Consider the following 17,447-nt stretch of genomic DNA (forward strand, 5'->3'; position numbering starts at 1 on the left):
GGCACCGGCCGGTCGGACCGCCGTACCCGCACTAGGTAGTTGTGCCATCTAGATAGCGGCACTAGGGTTCGGCGGGTGGATTCCGACCGTCGGGGGCAGTGGCTGCGTGGGGTGCTCGACCTCTGCGTACTCGCCCTGCTGCGCGACGGCGAGTCCTACGGCTACCAGCTCGCCCAGTCACTCGACGCCGCGGGCGTCGGACCGATCCAGGGCGGCACGCTCTACCCGGTGCTGCTGCGGCTGCAACGCACCGGTCTGGTCACCGCGCGGTGGCGGGAGGGCGATTCCGGTCCGGCCCGCAAGTACTACCAACTGACCGACGACGGGCGAGCGGCGCTGCGGCACGGCGGCAACGCCTGGTTGGCGTTCGTGGCCCCGGTGACCGGCATCGTCACGAAGGGGGTCGACGGGTGAACGCCGACGACTGGCTGCGCGCGTTCGCAGCCGAGCTGTACCAGCGCCGGGTGGGCGGCGACACCGCCCGGCACGTGGTCGCCGAGGCGGCCACCCACCTGCGTGAGGGCGGCGGTGATCCGTGGCTGGTCTTCGGCTCGCCGCAGGCGTACGCGGCCGCCATCGTGGAGAGCATCGGCACCGCGCCCGGCCCGCGCCCGGGCCCCGTCCGGCTGCACGCCCGGGGCATCACCAAGCGGTACGGCCGGCAGGTGGTGCTCCGCGACGCGTCGCTGACCGTACGGGCCGGACAGATCGCCGCCGTGGTCGGCGCGAACGGTTGCGGCAAGAGCACCTTCCTGCGGATCTGCGCCGGCCTGGTCTCGCCCGACGCCGGGGAGGTGACCGTCTCGGGCCGGCTGGGCTACTGCCCGCAGCAGGGCGGCACGGCCGACTTCCTGCTGCCCGACGAACATTTCGTGCTGGTGGGCGCCGGTCAGGGCGTGGCACGGGGGCTGGCCCGGCAGGCCGGCCGGGCGGCGGCCCGACAGCTCGGCTGGGACGCCGAGAACGCCGTGCTCGCCCGGCACCTCTCCGGCGGCACGCGGCAGAAGCTGAACCTCACCATGTCCACTCTGGCGCAGCCGGACGTGCTGCTGCTCGACGAGCCGTACCAGGGCTTCGACCAGGGCAGCTACGTCAACCTCTGGGACCAGCTGACCCGGCTGCGCGACGAGGGACGGGCCATCGTCGTGGTGACCCACCTGCTCAACCAACTCGACCGGGTCGACATGGTCCTCGACCTGACCCCCGCCCACCAGGGAGGCCGTTCGTGAACCGGCTGGTCACCGTGGCCGAGATGACGCTGCGGGAGCTGGCGCGCCGCCGGGGAGTACTCCTGCTCCTGCTGTTGATGCCGTTGACCTTCTGGTTGATCCGGCGGGACTCCTACGTCGGGCAGTCCGTGCGCGCGCTGCTGCTCGGCATCAGCTGGGCGGTCAGCACCGCAGCCCTGTTCGCCACGAGCGCGGCCCGTGAACTGGAACCCCGGCTCCGGCTCGCCGGCTACCGGCCGCACCACCTCTACCTCGGCCGGATGCTCGGCCTGTGGGCGCTCGGACTGGCCATCTCGGTGCCGTTCTTCCTGCTCACCGTCGTCGACGCGAACAACCTGCGGTACGGCGGCATCGCCGTGGCGATGCTGTGCTGCGTGGCCGTGGCGGCACCGTTCGGCATGGTGATCGGTGTGCTGCTGCCCCGCGAACTGGAGGGGACGCTGCTGCTGCTCACCGTGGTGGCGATGCAGATGCTGCTCGACCCGGCCGACGCGGGCGCGAAGCTGACGCCGTTCTGGTCCAGCCGGGAGATCGGCACCTGGGCGGTGGACCACACCGACGACGGTTACCTGACCCGGGGCGTCCTGCACGGGCTGGTGGTCACCGTGCTGCTGATCGTCACGGTGGCGGCCGTCTTCGCCGTCCGGCTACGTCGACGGCGGCACCTGCACCACGTGCCGCTCGCCTGAGACTCGCGCCCACGGCGGGGCCCAGGTTCGTTGACACAGGCCCTAGCATCACGGGGTGCGCCTCAGACCCTCCACCGCCGCGGTCGCGTTCGGCGTCGCCATCGCCACCCTGACCGCGTGCAGCCCGTCCGTGCCGAGCGCCGACCCGCGCGGCGCGCAGGCCCCGGGAGCGACACGTCCGCGACGCCGAGCGCGGGGCAGGCGCCGGGCGCGCAGGCCACCCGGCGGCTCCAGACCGGGCTGGGCAGCAGCCCGCCCGCAAGTGCCAGTCCGACCCCGCCTGGTGCCTCCAAGGGTGCACGTGGCACCGGCAACGCCAGCGGACGGGTGACCGTACCGGCGGCCGGGCGGGCGGTCGACACGTCGAAGCCGACCCGTACCGTCGGCAACGGCAGCCCCGACAGCTGCACCTCCGCCGCCGTCATCCGGGCGGTCGCGGCCGGCGGCATCATCACCTTCGACTGCGGTCCCGACCCGGTGACCATCCGGATGACCGCCACCGCCAAGGTACGCAACGCCAACGGCCCACAGGTGGTTCTCGACGGTGGCGGCAAGGTCACGCTCAGCGGGCAGGGCAAACGGCGCATCCTCTACATGAACACCTGCGACGCGTTGCAGGGCTGGACCACCTCGCACTGCGACGACCAGGATCACCCGCGTCTGACCGTGCAGAACCTCACCTTCGCCGACGGCGACGCCACCGGCCAGCGCACCGACGGTGGGGGCGGTGGGGCGATCTTCGTCCGGGGTGGCCGGTTCAAGGTGGTCAACTCACGCTTCGTCGACAACCGCTGCGACCGGACCGGCCCGGACCTCGGCGGTGCCGCGATCCGGGTGCTCGACCAGCACGACGACCAGCCGGTGTACGTGGTCAACAGCACCTTCACCGGCGGCTCCTGCGCCAACGGCGGCGCGTTGAGCAGCATCGGCGTGTCCTGGGTGGTCCTCAACAGCGTGCTGCGGGACAACGAGGCGGTCGGCGAGGGCGCCAACCCGGCCCGCTCCGGCACGCCTGGCGGCGGCAGCGGCGGGGCGATCTACTGCGACGGCAACAACTTCTCCGTACGCCTCGCCGGCACGGTCGTCGAGGACAACGACGCCCGGGAGGGCGGCGGGGCGATCTTCTTCGTCAGCAACGACCGCACCGGCACGCTGCGCATCGAGAACTCGACCCTGCGCCGCAACCCCAGCCACGGCTTCGAGAACCACCCCGGCATCTTCTACCTGGGCTCCGGCAAGCCCACCTTCACCGCCTCCACCGTCCGCTGACCCGCCGATCGTTCCCGGTTGATCAAGAAGTTTGCGTCACCGTCGAGGCGGTTCCTCGACGCGAAGCTCTTGGTCGACAGCGGCGGAGGCGGGGTCAGTAGGGGTTGCCCTCGCCTGCCGGGAAGGTGGGTGAGATGGACATGGGTGGGCTGGCGGTACGGGATTGCGCGGCCAGGCCGGCGAAGAGTTCCCGCAGCGCGGTGACCGAGTCGACGCTCGGGCGCCAGCCGAGCTCGGTCTCGGCCCGCTCGCTGGACATCAGCGGCGCGTTGAGCGCCAACTCGATCCAGCCGGCGTCGACCGGTTGCAGCCGGGCCCACCAGGTGAGCGTCGCGGCGGCCCGCAGCACCGGGGCGGCCACCGGTACCGTCCAGCCGTGGAAGTGCCGGGCCACCAGCTCGGGAGTCAGCACCGGGTCCGACGCGACGTTGAACGCACCGCGCGCGTCGCCCATGATCGCCCGGGCGTACGCGTCCGCCACGTCGTCGGCGTGCACCACCTGCATCCGCAGCCGCCGGTTGGTCGGCACCAGCGGCAGCCGGCCGAACCGCAGCAGCCGAACCGGTGCCAGCGGACCGAGGAAGTAGCGGCTGATCTCGGTCCCGGCCTCCCGCTGGAAGATCAACCCAGGACGCATCCGCACCAGGCGCAGCTCCGGATGGCTCCGCTCGATCCCGTCGAGCATCTCCTCCACCGTCGCCTTGTCCCGGCTGTACGACGACCCGGACACCCCGGTGGCCGGCCAGCGCTCGCTGACCGGCACATCCTTGGGACCTGGCGCGTAGGTGCCGACCGACGAGGCGTACACCAGGGCCGGCACCCGCGCACGCAGCACCGCGTCGACCACCGCCCGGCTGCCACCGACATTGGTCCGGTGCAACACGTGCTGGTCGTGGCTGGGCTGGATCTGCCAGGCCAGGTGCACCACCACATCGGCACCGGCGAAGACACCGGTCAACTCGTCCGCCGCGCCGGCCAGGCCGATGTCGCAGGAGTGCCACCGCACCCCGTCGTACGGTTCACCCGCACCCGGAGGCGGCAACCGCCGCGCCACCCCGACGATCTCCACGTCGGGCTCACGCCGTAACCGACGCAGCACCGCCGAACCGACGTTCCCGCTCGCACCCACGACCACGATCCGCATGCCCGGTCCGTACCCGGTCAGCCGCTTTCCAAGCGCAGCCATCGGGCCGTCGTCCTGCGCGCGCCGGCCGGCATCGAGTCGCGGCGCCCCGCCGGCCTCGGGGAACCCCCGCACCGGTCGCTCATCGGGCGAGCAGTGCGCCGATCAGGCACGCGAAGGCGGCGACCGAGCTGACGGTACGGATCAGGTTCCACCGCACCCAGGGCGTCTCGAACCACTGCCGTACCCCCGCCAGATCGTCGATCCCGTCGACCGGCCCGGCGGCCTCCAGCCGGTTGTTGAGCGGCACGTTGCACCGGCCCGTGACACCGAGCGTGACCAGGTGGCCGACCAGCGCGGCGACGAGCCAGCCGAGCACCGCGCCGCCGCTGCCGACATACCCCACCACGGCCACCGCCACGAGCAGCGGCCCACCGAGAAACGCCGACAGGAACCAACCGTTGATGATCTTCCGATTGATCGACTGCATAGTGCCGACCATGGTCCGACCGTCGGTCGCGGCCAGACCCGGCATCACCGAGCATGCGTACGCGAAGAACAGCCCCGCCACCAGCCCGGTGGTGAGCGTGGCCCCGGCCAGCACGGTGAGGCGGATCGGCTCCGACATGGCGGCACCTCCAGGAAGCGGGCAGCCCGGCCAACGACGAGACCCGCAGGCCGGCACAGCCGATCCTGCCAACCGACGTCCACCCCGATCCGGCCGGAGCCGCCCCACGCATCGACGGCGGGCGGGAAGCCGCGAGCCCGCCCCCGCCGGTGTCCGGTAACCTGAGCCACGCGGGCCGCTAGCTCAATGGCAGAGCTGTGGACTTTTAATCCATAGGTTCAGGGTTCGAGTCCCTGGCGGCCCACGCACTTCTCCGACCTGCGGCTCTTGGCTGTACCACCGGCGTCATGCGATCAGCTGTTCGAGGGGGCGAGCCTCGCTAGCAAGTGAGCAATGCTGCATGCATAATGAATGCATGGTTGCCCTCCAGATTCGTGACGTGCCGGAGGAAGTGCGAGACGCGTTGGCGGCCCAAGCCAAGGCGCGCGGGCAGTCCCTCCAGGCATACCTGCTGGAACTGGTGGAGACGCAGGCTCGCCGGCTGCGTAACACGGCGGTCCTTGATCGCTTCGCCGGCCGATCGGACGGTGCTCGCTCCCTGCCGGGGGAGAGCGCGGCCGAGTTGAATGACCAGCGGGAGCAGCGCGGATCGTGGGGAAGCGCCGCGTGATCGTGGTGGATGCGTCGGTTCTGGCTGATGCCCTGGTTGATGACGGGCCGGTTGGCGACGCAGCGCGGGCGGCACTGACCGGAGATCCGCACTGGGTCGCTCCGGGTCATCTTTTGGTCGAGGTCATGTCCGTGGTCAGAGGCAAGGTCCTCGGCGGGAAGCTCGGTCTCGCTCGGGCAGAGGAGGCGGTCGACACCCTGCCCTCGTTGGTCATCGATGAGGTTGGTGTTCCTATGCTGCTTGACCGGATGTGGCAGTTGCGGGGCAATGTCACGTCGTACGACGCGGCTTACGTCGCGGCGGCGGAGTTGATGGCCTGCCCACTCGTGACCAGTGACGGTCGGCTCGCCAAGGCCAGCGGTATCCGCTGCGAGATTCGACTTCTCGCCGCGTCCTGACGGCGGGGCCGCCCGAGGATCATCGGCCTGACAGCTACGCCAGAACCTGGCCGCCGAACTCGACAGGGTCATCGACGACGCCGAGGAAGTGGTGGTGACCCGGTCTGGCCACGAGCCGGTGGTGATCGTGTCGCTCGCCGAATTCGAGTCGATGAAGGAAACCGAGTACCTCCTGCGCAGCCCCAGCAACGCCGCAGCCCTACGCCGGTCGATCGCCGAGCTTGAGCAGGGCGACACGACCGAGCGGAAGCTGACCGACCCGGACACCGCGCGGAACGTCGCGTGAGGCTGGTCTTCACCGCGACCGCATGGAGCCAGTGCCTCCGCCACACCGACCGCAAGCTCATCAAGCGCATCAACGACCTGATCGCGGACGTGATGCGCAATGGGTACGAGGGCATCGGCAAGCCGGAGCCCCTGAGGGGCGAGCTGTCCGGCTTCTGGTCCCGCCGGATCGACCGCGAACACCGGCTGGTGTACCGAATCACCAAAGACGACGTCGAGATCGTCGCCTGCCGCTACCACTACGGCGACTGATAGCAAATCGGTGTGGCACCAGCAGCGCAGGGCGGTCATCGGTCGAGCGTCTGACCGAGCCGCTTGAGCGCGTCGCGGGTGGCTGTCGAGCACACCACCGGTCGTCCAGGTGCCGGCTCCGCAGCCGCGCACGGTCAGGTCAACTGCGCCACTGTGGCGTTGTCCGCCGGGGGTACGCTCCGTGACGCCGAGAGCCGGCCCAGTCTGTTCCGGCAGCGCCCGCACGAGCCGTCAAGGCCCGCTTGACATGGGGGCCGAGCGGCGGCCCGCTACCCTGCGGCATGTCTCGAACCCGCTACGGTGGCTTGGCTCAACCGGGACCGTGGCACTGCTGGATGGACCTCCGGCCTTTCTCGGACGAGAGGCTGAGCAGGTCTGATCAACGATGTGATGGGGGATCGCTGGTGGGACAGCGGCACGTGCGGAAAATGTTGCGGAAGATGGCCGGCGGGCAGCCGGTGGAGGTCGAGCAGGTGGCCACGTTGCGCTCACTCGCCCTTATGGCCGCTGTTGCCGAGCAATTCGGTTACGCGTACACGGACACACGGCAGCGACACCGCAGCGGACCGCAGCTGTTCTTCGTACCCGACCCCCGTCCGCAGGCCCGCGAGAGGGCCGAGCGGAACCGGGTGCAGTACCCGGATGCTTCCACCGGGGGCGCACTGCCCCCCGTGTCTGCCGACGTGCTGGAGCTGTTCAAGGCCCGTATCAGCTACGACCTCGAGGGCTGGAGCGACGACAAGCAGCGAACGTGGTTCCTCTATGTCGTCCTCACCGTGCTGTGCACGGTCCTCGGTGTGCTGCTCGGACTGGGAGGGACGTCCCCCACCACCGCTGCGGCTGTCGCCGCCGTCGCCTGGGCGGCGCTGATGTCTGTCACCCTGTTGCTGGTCTCCATTCGTCGACGCAGACGGGCTAAGTTCGCTGCGATCCTGGAGGCGGCCGGCTTCACGCAGACGACTGAGCAGAGCGGCCGGGAGCGGTATCTGCCGCTGACGTACCAGTAGGCCGCACAACTGCGGCGAGCACGATGACGGCAGCGGAGTCTTTTACCTGGCGGTGTCCACCGGTCGTCTCGCACCCGGGCAGTACACGATCGGATTCTCGCTGACTGACCAGGCCGGAAACACGAGCAGCTGGGGTTACCCGAACGACGTCGGCAACCCGATACCAAATGGTCCGCTGATTCTGACCGTGGTCGCCGAGTGGGATAGTGGTCCGACCCTCAGCCGGGCCGCAGGAGCAGCAGCGCGACGGTAGCCAGGTAGATGATCGGAATGGCGGCTCCTTCGAAGCCGATGCCCCGGCGTTCTCTGATCAGCAACCCGGCGGTCAGCGTGGCCGTCATCAGCGTGGTCATGCCGGTGAACAGCAGCCCCGACAGGTTCGCCTCGGAGTAGATCGACCCGGGCCGGTAGGCGGCGTCGGCGAGGAAGATCATCAAAGAGTCGAAGGCGTTGCCGCCGAGGATGTTGCCGATGCCGAGGGTCAGCGCGCCGATGCGGACCGCCGCGATGAGCGTGATCAGCTCCGGCAGCGAGGTGATCGCCGTTGTGATGGTGAAGCCCACGAAGCCGCTGGGCAGGCCGGACGCGGCGACCACGCCGAGCCCGCCCTGCCCGATCAGGTAACCGGTGGCGGCCACCACAGCCGCCAGGGCGGCCAGCCGGAACCACAGCCGACGCAGGCTCAGCCCGGACGTCTCGGCAGCCGGCTCGTCCTGACGGGTCTCGGTGGTACGCCGGGCGAACCACATCGGTTCCCGGCGGAGCCGGCGCAGCAGCACCAGACCGTACAGGTAGATGACGGGGATAAGCAGGCTCGCCGGGTGCACCCAGAGCAGGGTGAGTTCAGGTGTGGCGTACGCCACCACGGGTAGGCAGAGCAGCGCCACCAGCACGACCGCCTGCAGGACGTTCTCCAGGGAGGCCGCCGCGTGTTCGATGTTCGAGCGGCGGTAGAGCAGGTCGGCGATGGCCAGCCACACCGTCTGGACAGCGATGCCACCGATCGGGTTGGCGAGGGCGAACTCGGCGTCCTGCCGAACCGACCCGATGACCGTGGTGGCGATGCCGGGCAGCGAGGTCACCGCGCCGAGCAGCAGGGCACCGGCCACCGCCTCGCCCATCCCGGTCCGGTCAGCCAGTTCGTCGGCCGTCCGCACCAACACCCGGCCGGCGGACAGGATCGCCGCGAGTGCGACGACCAGCGCGAGCACGCTGGGCAGGAGCGGCCAGGTACCGGTGATCACGAGGGGTCGCCTGAGGTTCGTCCGTACGCCATGCCTCCCCCCGTACCCATCTGGCGGGATTTTGTGCAGCAACGGGCCAGGCGCCCGGGGTGCGGAGGTCTGTCAGACTCGCTCGGCGTGAGGCATCAGCAGATCCTGGACAAGCTCGCCGCGCCGGTCCTCGTCCGCGCGCTGAACGAGGACCTGGCCCGGTGGGTGGGCTGGCAGCTGGTGGCCGTGCCAGAGGATCACCGCGACCTTGGGCAACGGGTGATCCCGCCGATCCTCACCCGCTGGCGGTGCCTGCTCGACGCCGCCGACACCGCTGCGGAGACCCGGCACCGTGGCTGGGTGGCGATGGCCGTCCTGTTGCACCGGTACGGCCTCGCCGACGAGGCCGTCACGGCCCACGCGTCGGCCGCCATCGACTCACTCAACCGCGATGTCGTGCTCTCCGACGCCTTCGCCCGGCAGTCTCCGGCCGTCAAGGACTTTCTGGCCACGCCGCCGCCACCGCTGACCCGCCGGCCACGCCGGCCCGGGACGCTGACGCTGCTGCGCCCCGGAGACGTGGTGTCCATCCAGGTGGAGGCCAGCTTCTACGCGGCGTTCGTACGGCAGGTCGCGGGCGGCAACGAGTACCCGGTCATCGAGTTCTACTCCGGCCGTTTCCAGCAGCCGCCGACGTTGAACGAATTGTCCGGCCGGGCCGCCGCCCGCGACCGTGGCGGAGCCCGGTTCGGGGTGGTCGGGCTCACCTACCTGCCCGACCCCGCCAACCAGGTCCGGGCCCTGGCCTCCCAGCACCCGCAGCCACCGCTGGGTAACGAACCCGGGCCGGGCGAGGGCCGGTACACGATGACCGACATCATCCGGCTGCAACGCGCCATCGTCAGCCTGTTATCCGAGCGCACGTAGCCAAGGCCACCAGGCAACTCCGAGTGGTAGCGCTCTCATCACCGGCTGACCTGGCCAAAGACGTCCGAGCGGGTTGCCTCCGTTGGGTACGCCCGGCACGCTTGCCGCCATGTCGATCGAGTCGCTTGAATGGCAGGACGTCAACGGTGATCGCGTCAAGCCGCCTGGTGTCGGAGCGCTGAGCGCTTCCGCCCGTACGGACTGGTTCGTCGACCCGGCCGGCGGCGAGCCGCTCGGGTCGGCACCGCTCACGCTGGCGCGGTTCGACGGCGACTTTCAGCTCAGTGCCCTCGTCGAGGCACCGCTGGCGGAAACCTACGACGCGGTCGCACTCTTTATCCACGGTGGACCGACGATCTGGGCCAAGCTGGCCCTGGAGCGATCACCGGCCGGTACCGACATGATCGTCACCGTGGTGACCCGCGAGGTGTCCGACGACGCCAACGGGGTTGCCGTGGCACAGCCCGGCCGATCGTGGCTGCGAATCTCCCGCACCGGTGCGGTGTACGCGTTCCACCATTCCGACGACGGCGCGCACTGGGCGCTGGCCCGACTGTTCACGCTCGGGCCGGTGGCCGGGCACCGGGCCGGATTCAGCGTGCAGTCCCCAATGGGTGACGGGCTCAGCGCGCGCCTGACGGACATCAGGATCACCCCCACCACGCTGGCCGACGCGCGGAACGGCTCCTGATTCGGCCGCCGGACAGCGTCGGGATGCGGTCGGTGCAGCGCGCCCATCCGGGCCGCCCCGGCCCCAGCGGACTCCCGCAGCGCCGATCGTGCCGGGAACGTCAGGCCAGGTCGTTCATCGCGGGTAGGGGTTCCAGCCAGGCCAGGTGGCCGTCGGCGACGGCGACGGTCCGGCTTCCTCTCGCGTCGGTGGCGGTAAGTCCCCAGCCCGACCGGCCCGACGGTGCGACGAGATGGTCATCCTCCAGGGCGAGGTGCAGCATCGGGCCATCGACTCCGAACGCGGCAACGGCGGCGTCGAACGCCGGACGATCCTCGGCGGGCACGTGGATCCGCGTCGCGGTGTGCACGACGAGTCGTGGCAGCCCCGGCGGAAGCGTCGCCGCGACCGTGGGACCGATCTCGGTGGCGTTGCCGGCCACCACGCGCGGCGGATCGGCCGCCACCACGGCCATCGCCGCCTGCAACTGCGCCGCCTGATGCGAGTTCTCCGGCCATACGAGCGCGCGCAGCCACGCCCGGTCGTCGGCGTCGGTGAGGTCCGGCGGGGCCAGGTCGATACCGACCACATCGGCGATCTCTGGCAGCCGGTCCAGGTCCGGCAGCGGGTCGGTGTCCGGCACATCAACTCCGATGTGGACCGGCGAGCTGTGGTCGCCGACCGGCGTGCCACCCACTGTGTAGGCGTACCGGTCGGCGCGGAGGTTCAGCCCCGCGCTACAGCCCACCTCGACAACGCACACGGGTGCGGAGGTGGTGCGGCGCAGCAGCGCCAGGCCCAGCCGTAGCACCAGTGCGCGCTGCACCTGGTTGGTCTGCACCAGGCGCGTGCCGAGCAGTGACGCGATCCGGTCGGAGTACGCCGCGCAGAAGCGGGCGAAGGCCAGGCCGGTGCCCCCGTCGACCGGACGAGCGGCAGCGCCGGCCACCGACGGGTAGTACTCGGCCAACGGATCGGGCGTTCCGGCCAGCAGCAGGTGGTGGACCGCGCCGAAGAGCGCGAACGTGGGCTGCTGGCCGGGGCGGGTGCGGGCCGCCAGTTCGAGCAGCGCCCTGTCCGCCGCGACGACCGCGAGCAGCCGGCCGTACAGCGGCGAGCTGCCGAAGCCACGGGCCGTGCGAAAGGCCGCCGCGACGTCACCGATGTCCTGCATGCGGCGACGGTAGCGGCGACGGGCGCGGCGGAGCGATGTCAGCGGTCACAGTGGCAGCGCGGGTGTCTCCCGGTGCGCCGGGCCGGCTGCGTCGCGAGCCTGTTCCAGACCGTCGAAGAGCAGGTCGAGGGTGAACTCGAACTCGGTCTGGCTGTCACACCAGCCGAGGGTGGGGTCGGTGGCGTCGTGCAGCTCGGCGGCCACCATCGCCGCCAGGTGGGGTAGCCGCGCGGACAGCTCGGCCAGTTCCGCCTCCGCCGCTTCGGCGTCGACCTCCTCGCCCGCGCCGGGCTGGAAGACCTCCTGGGCGAAGCCGAGGGCCAGGCTGCCGAACGCGTGCAGCGCCCGGTGGGCGATCCGGTACGAGAAGCCGCCGTCGATCAGGGTGGCGAGGATGCCCTCGTAGTAGCCGTACACCCCGGCGGGAATCGTCGAACGGGCAGTGAGCAGGGCCGGTGCCCACGGGTGCCGCAGCATGACCGTGCGGGCGGCGAGGAAACGCAGCCGTAGTCGGGTACGCCAGTCTCCGCCGGCCGCCGCGGTCTCGGCCTGCGTGGCGACCGTGGCGATCTCGGCGACGACGGCGTCGACGAGGCCGTCGAGCAGCCCTTCCTTGCCGGGCAGGTGGTGGTAGAGCGACATCGCCTCGACCCCGAGGTCGGCGGCGAGCCGGCGCATCGTCAGCGCCGGCATCCCTTCCGCGTCCACCAATGCGATGGCGGCGGCAAGTGCCCGGTCACGGCTCAGTGGCTCGCGGCGTTTCCTCGCTCCCATGCGGCTCCCATCTTCCCTTGACCTTACAACGTATGGTTGCCTTACGACGTAAGGCTGATCGCGTTACCGGAGTCGCAACCGAAGGAGCCACCATGCATCCACTGATCCGCACCGCCCGGACGACCGGGCTTTTCTACCTCGGGCTCGGCATCGCCGGCGCACTGGGCTTCCTCACCATCCGACCCATGATCTTCGAGGTGGGCGATGCCGACGCGACCCTTGCCAACCTGCTCGCCAACGAGTCGTTGGCGCGCCTCGGCGTCGCGTTCGAACTGCTCGTCGTGCTCACCCAGACACTCGCCGCCGTCTGGTTCTACCGGTTGTTCCGCTCCGTCGACAGCACCGCCGCCGGCAGCATCGCCGCCTTCGGCATCGTCAACGCCGTCGCCATCCTCGGCAGCGCCGCGATGCTCGGCACCGCGGTCGGGGTCGCCACCGACGGGACCGGCGGCGCCGCCGACACGATCCAGTTGCTCTACCTCGTCAGCGAGAACCTGTGGGCGGTGGGCGGACTCTTCTTCGGCCTCTGGCTGATGCCGATGGGCTGGTGCGTGCTGCGTTCGGGTTGGCTGCCCCGGGCCCTCGGCTGGATCCTCGTGGTCGGTGGTGTGGGGTACGTGCTGATGACGTTCGTCGGGTATCTCGCCCCCGGCGCCGGGATCGTCCGCGACCTGCTGGTGGTCCCCGCCACCGTGGGCGAGCTGTGGATTCTCGGCTACCTGGTCATCTTCGGCGTCCGGAAGCGGGCGCTCACCGAGGCACCGCGAACGACGCCGACCGCGCCGCTCACCGCCGCGTCGACCGCCTGACCGTCCCGGTCGGCCCGGGTTCGGGTCGTGCTCGCATCCGGGTACGCCCGAACCGGGGCCGGTCGTCGCGCCGTGTCGTTGATCCGGTTGTGCCTGCCACCCGCCGGTGACCACGGTGGGGGCGCCGAGAAGTCCGGGAGGGACGCCGATGACCAGCGAACGCGAGACCGTCGAGGTAGACCCCGCCCTGTTCCAAGCCGTCTACGACTCACCCGCCGCGCTGCCCGGCCGGCACCGCTGGACCACCCCGGAGTCCGACGTACGGCGGATCGAGAAGCTGCTCAACATGCCGCCCCGGACCATCGGCGCACCGCTGTGGGTGAGCGGTGACCACCCGGACTGCCCGAAGTGCGGTCGCCGGATCACCTGGTACGACATCGTCGCCTCGGCCCTGAAGGGCGTACACGACCCGATGATGATCGCCACGGTGATCCTCGGCGACCGCCGTTACGTGAACACCGGTCTGCCCGCCGCCATCCCCGGCGTTCGCTGCGCCGACTGCCGGTCGCCGATCGACGGGCTGCGCAGCTTCAAGTGCCACAACTGGGCATACGCCTTCGAGGAGCTGGACGCCGTCCGGCAGCGGATGTCCGGCGGCCCGGCCCTCGGCGACCAGGGTGAGCCGGTCCACTGACACCCAGCGGGTCAGCGGCGGGCCGGGCGGCGACCGGGTGGGGAGGGCGGCTCGGGACCGGAGTCGGGCAGCGGGGGCATGGGGCGGATGGTCGCCTCGCCAGCGGTCACCCGCAGGCGCTCACCGTGGTGCCACAGCTCGATCGCGACGTCGGCGTCGGCGTCCGGCAGTTCGTACCGGGCCTCGTCGGCGGTCAGCGTCACGTGTAGCCGGTGACCGTGCCAGAGCAGGTTGAACGCGAGGCGGTCGATCCGGTCGGGCAGCCGCGGGTCGAACGACAGCAGTTCCCGGTCGTCGCGCAGGCCGCCGAAGCCCTGCACCAGTGCCAGCCAGGCCCCGCCCAGTGAGGCCAGGTGCAGCCCGTCGCCCGTCTTGTCGCCGAGATCCTCCAGATCCTGGAGCACCGACTCGGCGAACAGGTCGTACGCCAGGTCGAGGTGGCCCAGCTCGGCGGCGAGCACGCCCTGCGGTGCGGCGGACAGCGACGAGTCCCGGACCGTCCGCGCCTCGTAGTAGGCGAAGTTGGCGGCCTTCTCCTCGGCGGTGAACTCGCCCGGGCAGCGCAGCATCGCCAGCACCAGGTCCGCCTGTTTGACCACCTGGTGTCGGTACAGCTCCAGGTAGGGAAAGTGCAGCAGCAGCGGATAGTCGTCGTTGCCGGTGTCGGCGAAGTTCCACTCCGGCCGGTCGGTGAACCCGGCGGACTGCTGATGCACCCCGCGCTTCGGGTCGTACGGCATGGTCATCGCCTCGGCGGCGGCCCGCCACCCGGCCACCTCGGCCGGGTCCACGCCCAGCCGGCCGGCCGCCTCCGGGTGCCGTTCGGCGGCGTCGGCCGCGCCGCGCAGGTTCCGCCGCGCCATCAGGTTGGTGAACAGGTTGTCGTCGACGAGCGCGGCGTACTCGTCCGGGCCGGTGACGCCGGCGATGTGAAAGCTGCCGTCGTCGGTGAAGTGCCCGAAGCCCTGCCACAGCCGGGCGGTGGCCACCAGCAGGTCCAGTCCGGGCCCGGTGCGGAATTCCTCGTCGTCGGTGGCACCGACGTAGCGCAGGACCGCGTCGGCGATGTCGGCGTTGACGTGCAGCGCGGCGGTGCCGGCCGGCCAGTAGCCGGAGCATTCCCGGCCGCTGATGGTCCGCCAGGGGAAGGTGGCGCCGGTGAGCCGCAGCTCCGCCGCTCGGTCGTACGCCTGCGTCAGGTGCGCGTGTCGCCAGCGCAGTGCCGACCGGGCCACGGCGGGCGCGATGTAGGTCAGCACCGGCAGTACGTACCCCTCGGTGTCCCAGAGCACGTGCCCGTCGTAGCCGTTGCCGGTCAGCCCCTTGGCGGGGATGGTCCGGTCGCCGTCCGCGCGCCCCGCCTGGATCAGGTGGAACATGGCGAACCGGATCGCCAGTTGCAGCTCCTCGTCGCCGTCGAGCAGCACGTCCGCGGTGCGCCAGGCGTGGTCGAGGGCGGCCCGCTGCTCGGTACGCAGCTCGCCGAAGCCGTCCGTACGCGCGGCGTCCGCCTCGGCGGTGACCTGGGCGGCCAACTCCTCGACGGTGGAGTCGTCCACGGGTGCCCACTCGAACGCCGCGAACTTGGTCAGCCGCACCCGCTCCCCGGGGCCCAGCGCACCGGTGAGGGTCAGCCGGACCCGGTCCGGGGTGGCGTCGGCGTCGGTGGTGAGCTGTGCCGGCGCCGCTGCTCGGTGGGCGACCGCGACGGCGACCCGCTGCTCGCTGCGCTCGGTACGGTGCACCAGCAGCGCGTCGGCACCGTCGACCCGGTGCAGCTCGGCGGTCAGCGGGTCCTGGATCAGCGAGGCGGCCCGAGGGTCGTCGGCCCGTTCCGGCACATGCTCGTTGGCCAGCAGGTCGGCGCAGATCCGCACGTCGACCGGCCCGTCCAGGGGTTCCACCGTCCAGTCGACGGCGGCGACCCGGCGGCGGGCCAACGACACCAGCCGGGTGCTGCGTACCCGCACCCCGTCGCCGCCCGGCGAGACCCACTCGGTGAGCCGTTCGATCACCCCGGCCCGCAGGTCGAGCACCTGCTCGTGGGCGAGCACCGTGCCGGTGCGCAGGTCCAACGGCTCGTCACCGACCCAGAGGCGTACCAGTGTGGCGTTCGGTGGGCTGATCACGGTGTCACTGAGCTGTGGGAAGGCGTAGCCGTCCTCGGGGTAGGTCAGTTCCCGGCGTTCGTGCAGCCCGTTGAGGTAGCTGCCCGGCATCTCGACCGGTGCGCCCTCGTCGAGGGTGCCCCGCCAGCCCAGCCATCCGTTGCTCAACGCGAAGACCGACTCGGTCTCGCCGAGCCGGTCCAGGTCGTCCCGGGTCCGTCGGATCCGCCACCGCTCCTCGGGCTGCGGCTCGTCCGGCTGCTGGTCAGGGGTGGGGTGCACGGTGCCTCCAGGACTCTCCGACGGTCCCTGCGGGCTGACAATTCCCCGCCGGCCCGTTCACCACACCAGCAGCAGGGCGCCGACCGTGCCGAGCACCAGGTACGGCCCGAACGGCAGGTGACTCGACAGGCGGGCCCGACGACTGACCAGCAGGCCCAGGGCGACCAGCCCGGACAGGGTCAGCGCGAGCAGCAGGCCGAACACCGGCAGACTCCAGCCGTACCAGCCCAGCAGGGTGCCCGCGCTCAGCGCGAGCTTGGCGTCGCCGATGCCGAAGCCCCGCGCACCGAGCAACAGGGTGGTGGTGGCGAAGAAGAGCGCCAGCCCGAGCCCGGCGGCGACGGCGCGCAGCCATGGTGTCGCATCGGCCCCGGTCAGCGCGGCCAGTCCGAGCAGCAGCCAGGTGCCGGCGGCGGCCGGCCAGGTCAGCCGGTCCGGCAGCCGGTGCACCGCGAGGTCGATGAAGAGCAACGGCACCGCGAAGGCCAGCCACCACCCGGCGACGACCATCTCGACGGCGGGTGGGTGGGTCAGCAGCAGCGCCGCCACGGCTGCCAGGGCGGCCAGTTCGACGGTTGCCGGCGGGGCACCGACCCGGGTGCCGCAGCCGCCGCAGCGGGCGGTCGGACCGAGCGCCGGCCAGGGACGGTGCGGGCCGATCGGCGCGCCGCAGGCGTCGCAGCCGGTCCGGCGGCCGGTGCCCGGGGGTACGGCGTGCCGGGCGACGGCGTACCGGAGCAGTGGGGTGATCGCCAGTACCGCTGCGGCGGGCCGCCATGAGCGGGCGGTGCCTCCGGACGGCGCGGCAGCCGGCGTGGCCGCCCGGTGCGGGGGTGCCGGTGGAGCCGGTGGCCGGGTCATCCGAATCGCCCCCTCACGCAGGGTAGTGTGTCCGGTCGGTTCCGGTGGCGGCCCGATCGTCGGTCGCCGGCTGCCGTCGTGCCGTCCGAACGTCGGACCGGATGCCCGGAACTGGCAGATGCAAATCCCGTCGGTGACAATTCACCGCCCATTGGCACCATTTCTGCCGGGGACGGATCGGACCGATTGCCATTTCCCGCCTCATTGCGCCCGGCCGGCCGGGCGCCCGCCAACCGGTGGGATCGTCCGCTTCGCCGCCCGCGCCCGCCCGCGTCGAACACCGGGCCGAGCAACATCGGCAACCTGTCGGTAACCATGCGGCACCACCACCCTTCCTCACTCAGCGTGTTCGATTGAATTGCCTCTGTTGCATCGGCCAGCGTCAGCCTATGCTCGCCCCTTGGATGTGACGCAACCCACGTCCACCACCGACGAGCAGCCTGGCGAGTGCATTTCTCAAGAGATCCATAACAGTAAATGTGGCTGCGCACGGAACCGGACGGA

Annotated in this window: 19 protein-coding genes, 1 tRNA gene and 1 pseudogene; 14 read left to right on the forward strand and 7 right to left on the reverse strand. The window is 71.1% G+C overall.

What is annotated here, in order from left to right:
* Positions 1-75 precede the first annotated feature (75 nt).
* The 4 genes from ENC19_RS08575 (at position 76) to ENC19_RS08590 (ending at position 3,187) form a co-directional block, all read left to right on the forward strand.
* Positions 76-414 carry a PadR family transcriptional regulator gene (locus ENC19_RS08575; RefSeq protein WP_093403911.1) on the forward strand — a complete coding sequence of 113 codons (339 nt, stop codon included), beginning with the start codon at positions 76-78 and terminating at the stop codon, positions 412-414.
* The gene (locus tag ENC19_RS08580; protein WP_164446587.1) at positions 411-1,229 is read left to right on the forward strand and encodes an ATP-binding cassette domain-containing protein; all 819 of its coding nucleotides are present in this window, start codon (positions 411-413) and stop codon (positions 1,227-1,229) included. The genes ENC19_RS08575 and ENC19_RS08580 overlap by 4 nt, the downstream gene beginning before the upstream one ends.
* Positions 1,226-1,918 (forward strand): ABC transporter permease, encoded by a 693-nt coding sequence (locus ENC19_RS08585; RefSeq protein ID WP_164446588.1) that lies wholly within the window; start codon positions 1,226-1,228, stop codon positions 1,916-1,918. The genes ENC19_RS08580 and ENC19_RS08585 overlap by 4 nt, the downstream gene beginning before the upstream one ends.
* A 117-nt stretch (positions 1,919-2,035) precedes the next feature.
* Positions 2,036-3,187 carry a hypothetical protein gene (locus tag ENC19_RS08590; protein ID WP_164446589.1) on the forward strand — a complete coding sequence of 384 codons (1,152 nt, stop codon included), beginning with the start codon at positions 2,036-2,038 and terminating at the stop codon, positions 3,185-3,187.
* Between the two features lie 94 nt (positions 3,188-3,281).
* Here ENC19_RS08590 and ENC19_RS08595 read toward each other — a convergent pair whose 3' ends face one another.
* The gene (locus ENC19_RS08595; protein WP_164446792.1) at positions 3,282-4,331 is read right to left on the reverse strand and encodes an NAD-dependent epimerase/dehydratase family protein; all 1,050 of its coding nucleotides are present in this window, start codon (positions 4,329-4,331) and stop codon (positions 3,282-3,284) included.
* A 121-nt stretch (positions 4,332-4,452) separates the two neighbouring features.
* Positions 4,453-4,938: an anthrone oxygenase family protein gene (locus ENC19_RS08600; protein ID WP_164446590.1), complete on the reverse strand. Its 486-nt coding sequence runs from the start codon at positions 4,936-4,938 to the stop codon at positions 4,453-4,455.
* Between the two features lie 172 nt (positions 4,939-5,110).
* Here ENC19_RS08600 and ENC19_RS08605 point away from each other — a divergent pair.
* From ENC19_RS08605 to ENC19_RS08630, 6 genes and pseudogenes are all read left to right on the forward strand, one after another.
* A tRNA-Lys gene (locus ENC19_RS08605) sits at positions 5,111-5,182 on the forward strand.
* A gap of 111 nt (positions 5,183-5,293) precedes the next feature.
* Positions 5,294-5,548: a FitA-like ribbon-helix-helix domain-containing protein gene (locus ENC19_RS08610; RefSeq protein WP_164446592.1), complete on the forward strand. Its 255-nt coding sequence runs from the start codon at positions 5,294-5,296 to the stop codon at positions 5,546-5,548.
* Entirely contained in the window at positions 5,530-5,946 is a 417-nt protein-coding gene (locus tag ENC19_RS08615; RefSeq protein ID WP_164446593.1) for a type II toxin-antitoxin system VapC family toxin, read from the forward strand. The genes ENC19_RS08610 and ENC19_RS08615 overlap by 19 nt, the downstream gene beginning before the upstream one ends.
* A gap of 43 nt (positions 5,947-5,989) precedes the next feature.
* A pseudogene (locus tag ENC19_RS08620) lies at positions 5,990-6,232 on the forward strand (type II toxin-antitoxin system Phd/YefM family antitoxin); the annotation flags it as partial.
* On the forward strand, positions 6,229-6,483 hold the full coding sequence (locus ENC19_RS08625) for a Txe/YoeB family addiction module toxin (protein WP_164446594.1): 255 nt from the start codon (positions 6,229-6,231) through the stop codon (positions 6,481-6,483). The pseudogene ENC19_RS08620 and the gene ENC19_RS08625, both read left to right, overlap by 4 nt.
* Before the next feature lie 404 nt (positions 6,484-6,887).
* On the forward strand, positions 6,888-7,490 hold the full coding sequence (locus tag ENC19_RS08630; protein ID WP_164446595.1) for a hypothetical protein: 603 nt from the start codon (positions 6,888-6,890) through the stop codon (positions 7,488-7,490).
* A gap of 218 nt (positions 7,491-7,708) precedes the next feature.
* On the opposite strand, the gene ENC19_RS08635 is transcribed toward ENC19_RS08630, so the two are convergent.
* Complete coding sequence (locus ENC19_RS08635; RefSeq protein ID WP_281602435.1) at positions 7,709-8,734, reverse strand: sodium:calcium antiporter; 1,026 nt, start codon at positions 8,732-8,734, stop codon at positions 7,709-7,711.
* Positions 8,735-8,851: 117 nt separating this feature from the next.
* Here ENC19_RS08635 and ENC19_RS08640 point away from each other — a divergent pair, with 117 nt between their 5' ends.
* Together ENC19_RS08640 and ENC19_RS08645 are read left to right on the forward strand one after the other, a co-directional pair.
* On the forward strand, positions 8,852-9,631 hold the full coding sequence (locus ENC19_RS08640) for a hypothetical protein (RefSeq protein WP_164446597.1): 780 nt from the start codon (positions 8,852-8,854) through the stop codon (positions 9,629-9,631).
* A gap of 109 nt (positions 9,632-9,740) precedes the next feature.
* Entirely contained in the window at positions 9,741-10,322 is a 582-nt protein-coding gene (locus tag ENC19_RS08645; protein WP_164446598.1) for a DUF1349 domain-containing protein, read from the forward strand.
* A gap of 100 nt (positions 10,323-10,422) precedes the next feature.
* On the opposite strand, the gene ENC19_RS08650 is transcribed toward ENC19_RS08645, so the two are convergent.
* Both ENC19_RS08650 and ENC19_RS08655 read right to left on the reverse strand, forming a co-directional pair.
* Positions 10,423-11,475, reverse strand: coding sequence for a DUF2332 domain-containing protein (locus ENC19_RS08650; protein ID WP_164446599.1), 1,053 nt, complete (start codon positions 11,473-11,475; stop codon positions 10,423-10,425).
* 45 nt (positions 11,476-11,520) lie between these two features.
* Positions 11,521-12,249, reverse strand: a complete 729-nt coding sequence (locus tag ENC19_RS08655; protein WP_164446600.1) for a TetR/AcrR family transcriptional regulator — start codon at positions 12,247-12,249, stop codon at positions 11,521-11,523.
* Positions 12,250-12,341: 92 nt separating this feature from the next.
* On the opposite strand from ENC19_RS08655, the gene ENC19_RS08660 reads away from it, so the two are divergent.
* Positions 12,342-13,058, forward strand: coding sequence for a DUF4386 domain-containing protein (locus ENC19_RS08660; RefSeq protein ID WP_164446601.1), 717 nt, complete (start codon positions 12,342-12,344; stop codon positions 13,056-13,058).
* A 148-nt stretch (positions 13,059-13,206) separates the two neighbouring features.
* Entirely contained in the window at positions 13,207-13,692 is a 486-nt protein-coding gene (locus ENC19_RS08665; RefSeq protein ID WP_164446602.1) for a hypothetical protein, read from the forward strand.
* An 11-nt stretch (positions 13,693-13,703) separates the two neighbouring features.
* Here the strand turns inward: ENC19_RS08665 and ENC19_RS08670 are convergent, their stop codons facing one another.
* Positions 13,704-16,082, reverse strand: a complete 2,379-nt coding sequence (locus ENC19_RS08670) for a glycoside hydrolase family 65 protein (RefSeq protein ID WP_164446604.1) — start codon at positions 16,080-16,082, stop codon at positions 13,704-13,706.
* Positions 16,083-16,139: 57 nt separating this feature from the next.
* The gene (locus ENC19_RS08675) at positions 16,140-16,943 is read right to left on the reverse strand and encodes a prepilin peptidase (protein ID WP_164446605.1); all 804 of its coding nucleotides are present in this window, start codon (positions 16,941-16,943) and stop codon (positions 16,140-16,142) included.
* Positions 16,944-17,447 lie beyond the last annotated feature (504 nt).

The sequence above is a fragment of the Verrucosispora sioxanthis genome (assembly GCF_010560025.1).
Lineage (GTDB): Bacteria > Actinomycetota > Actinomycetes > Mycobacteriales > Micromonosporaceae > Micromonospora > Micromonospora palythoicola.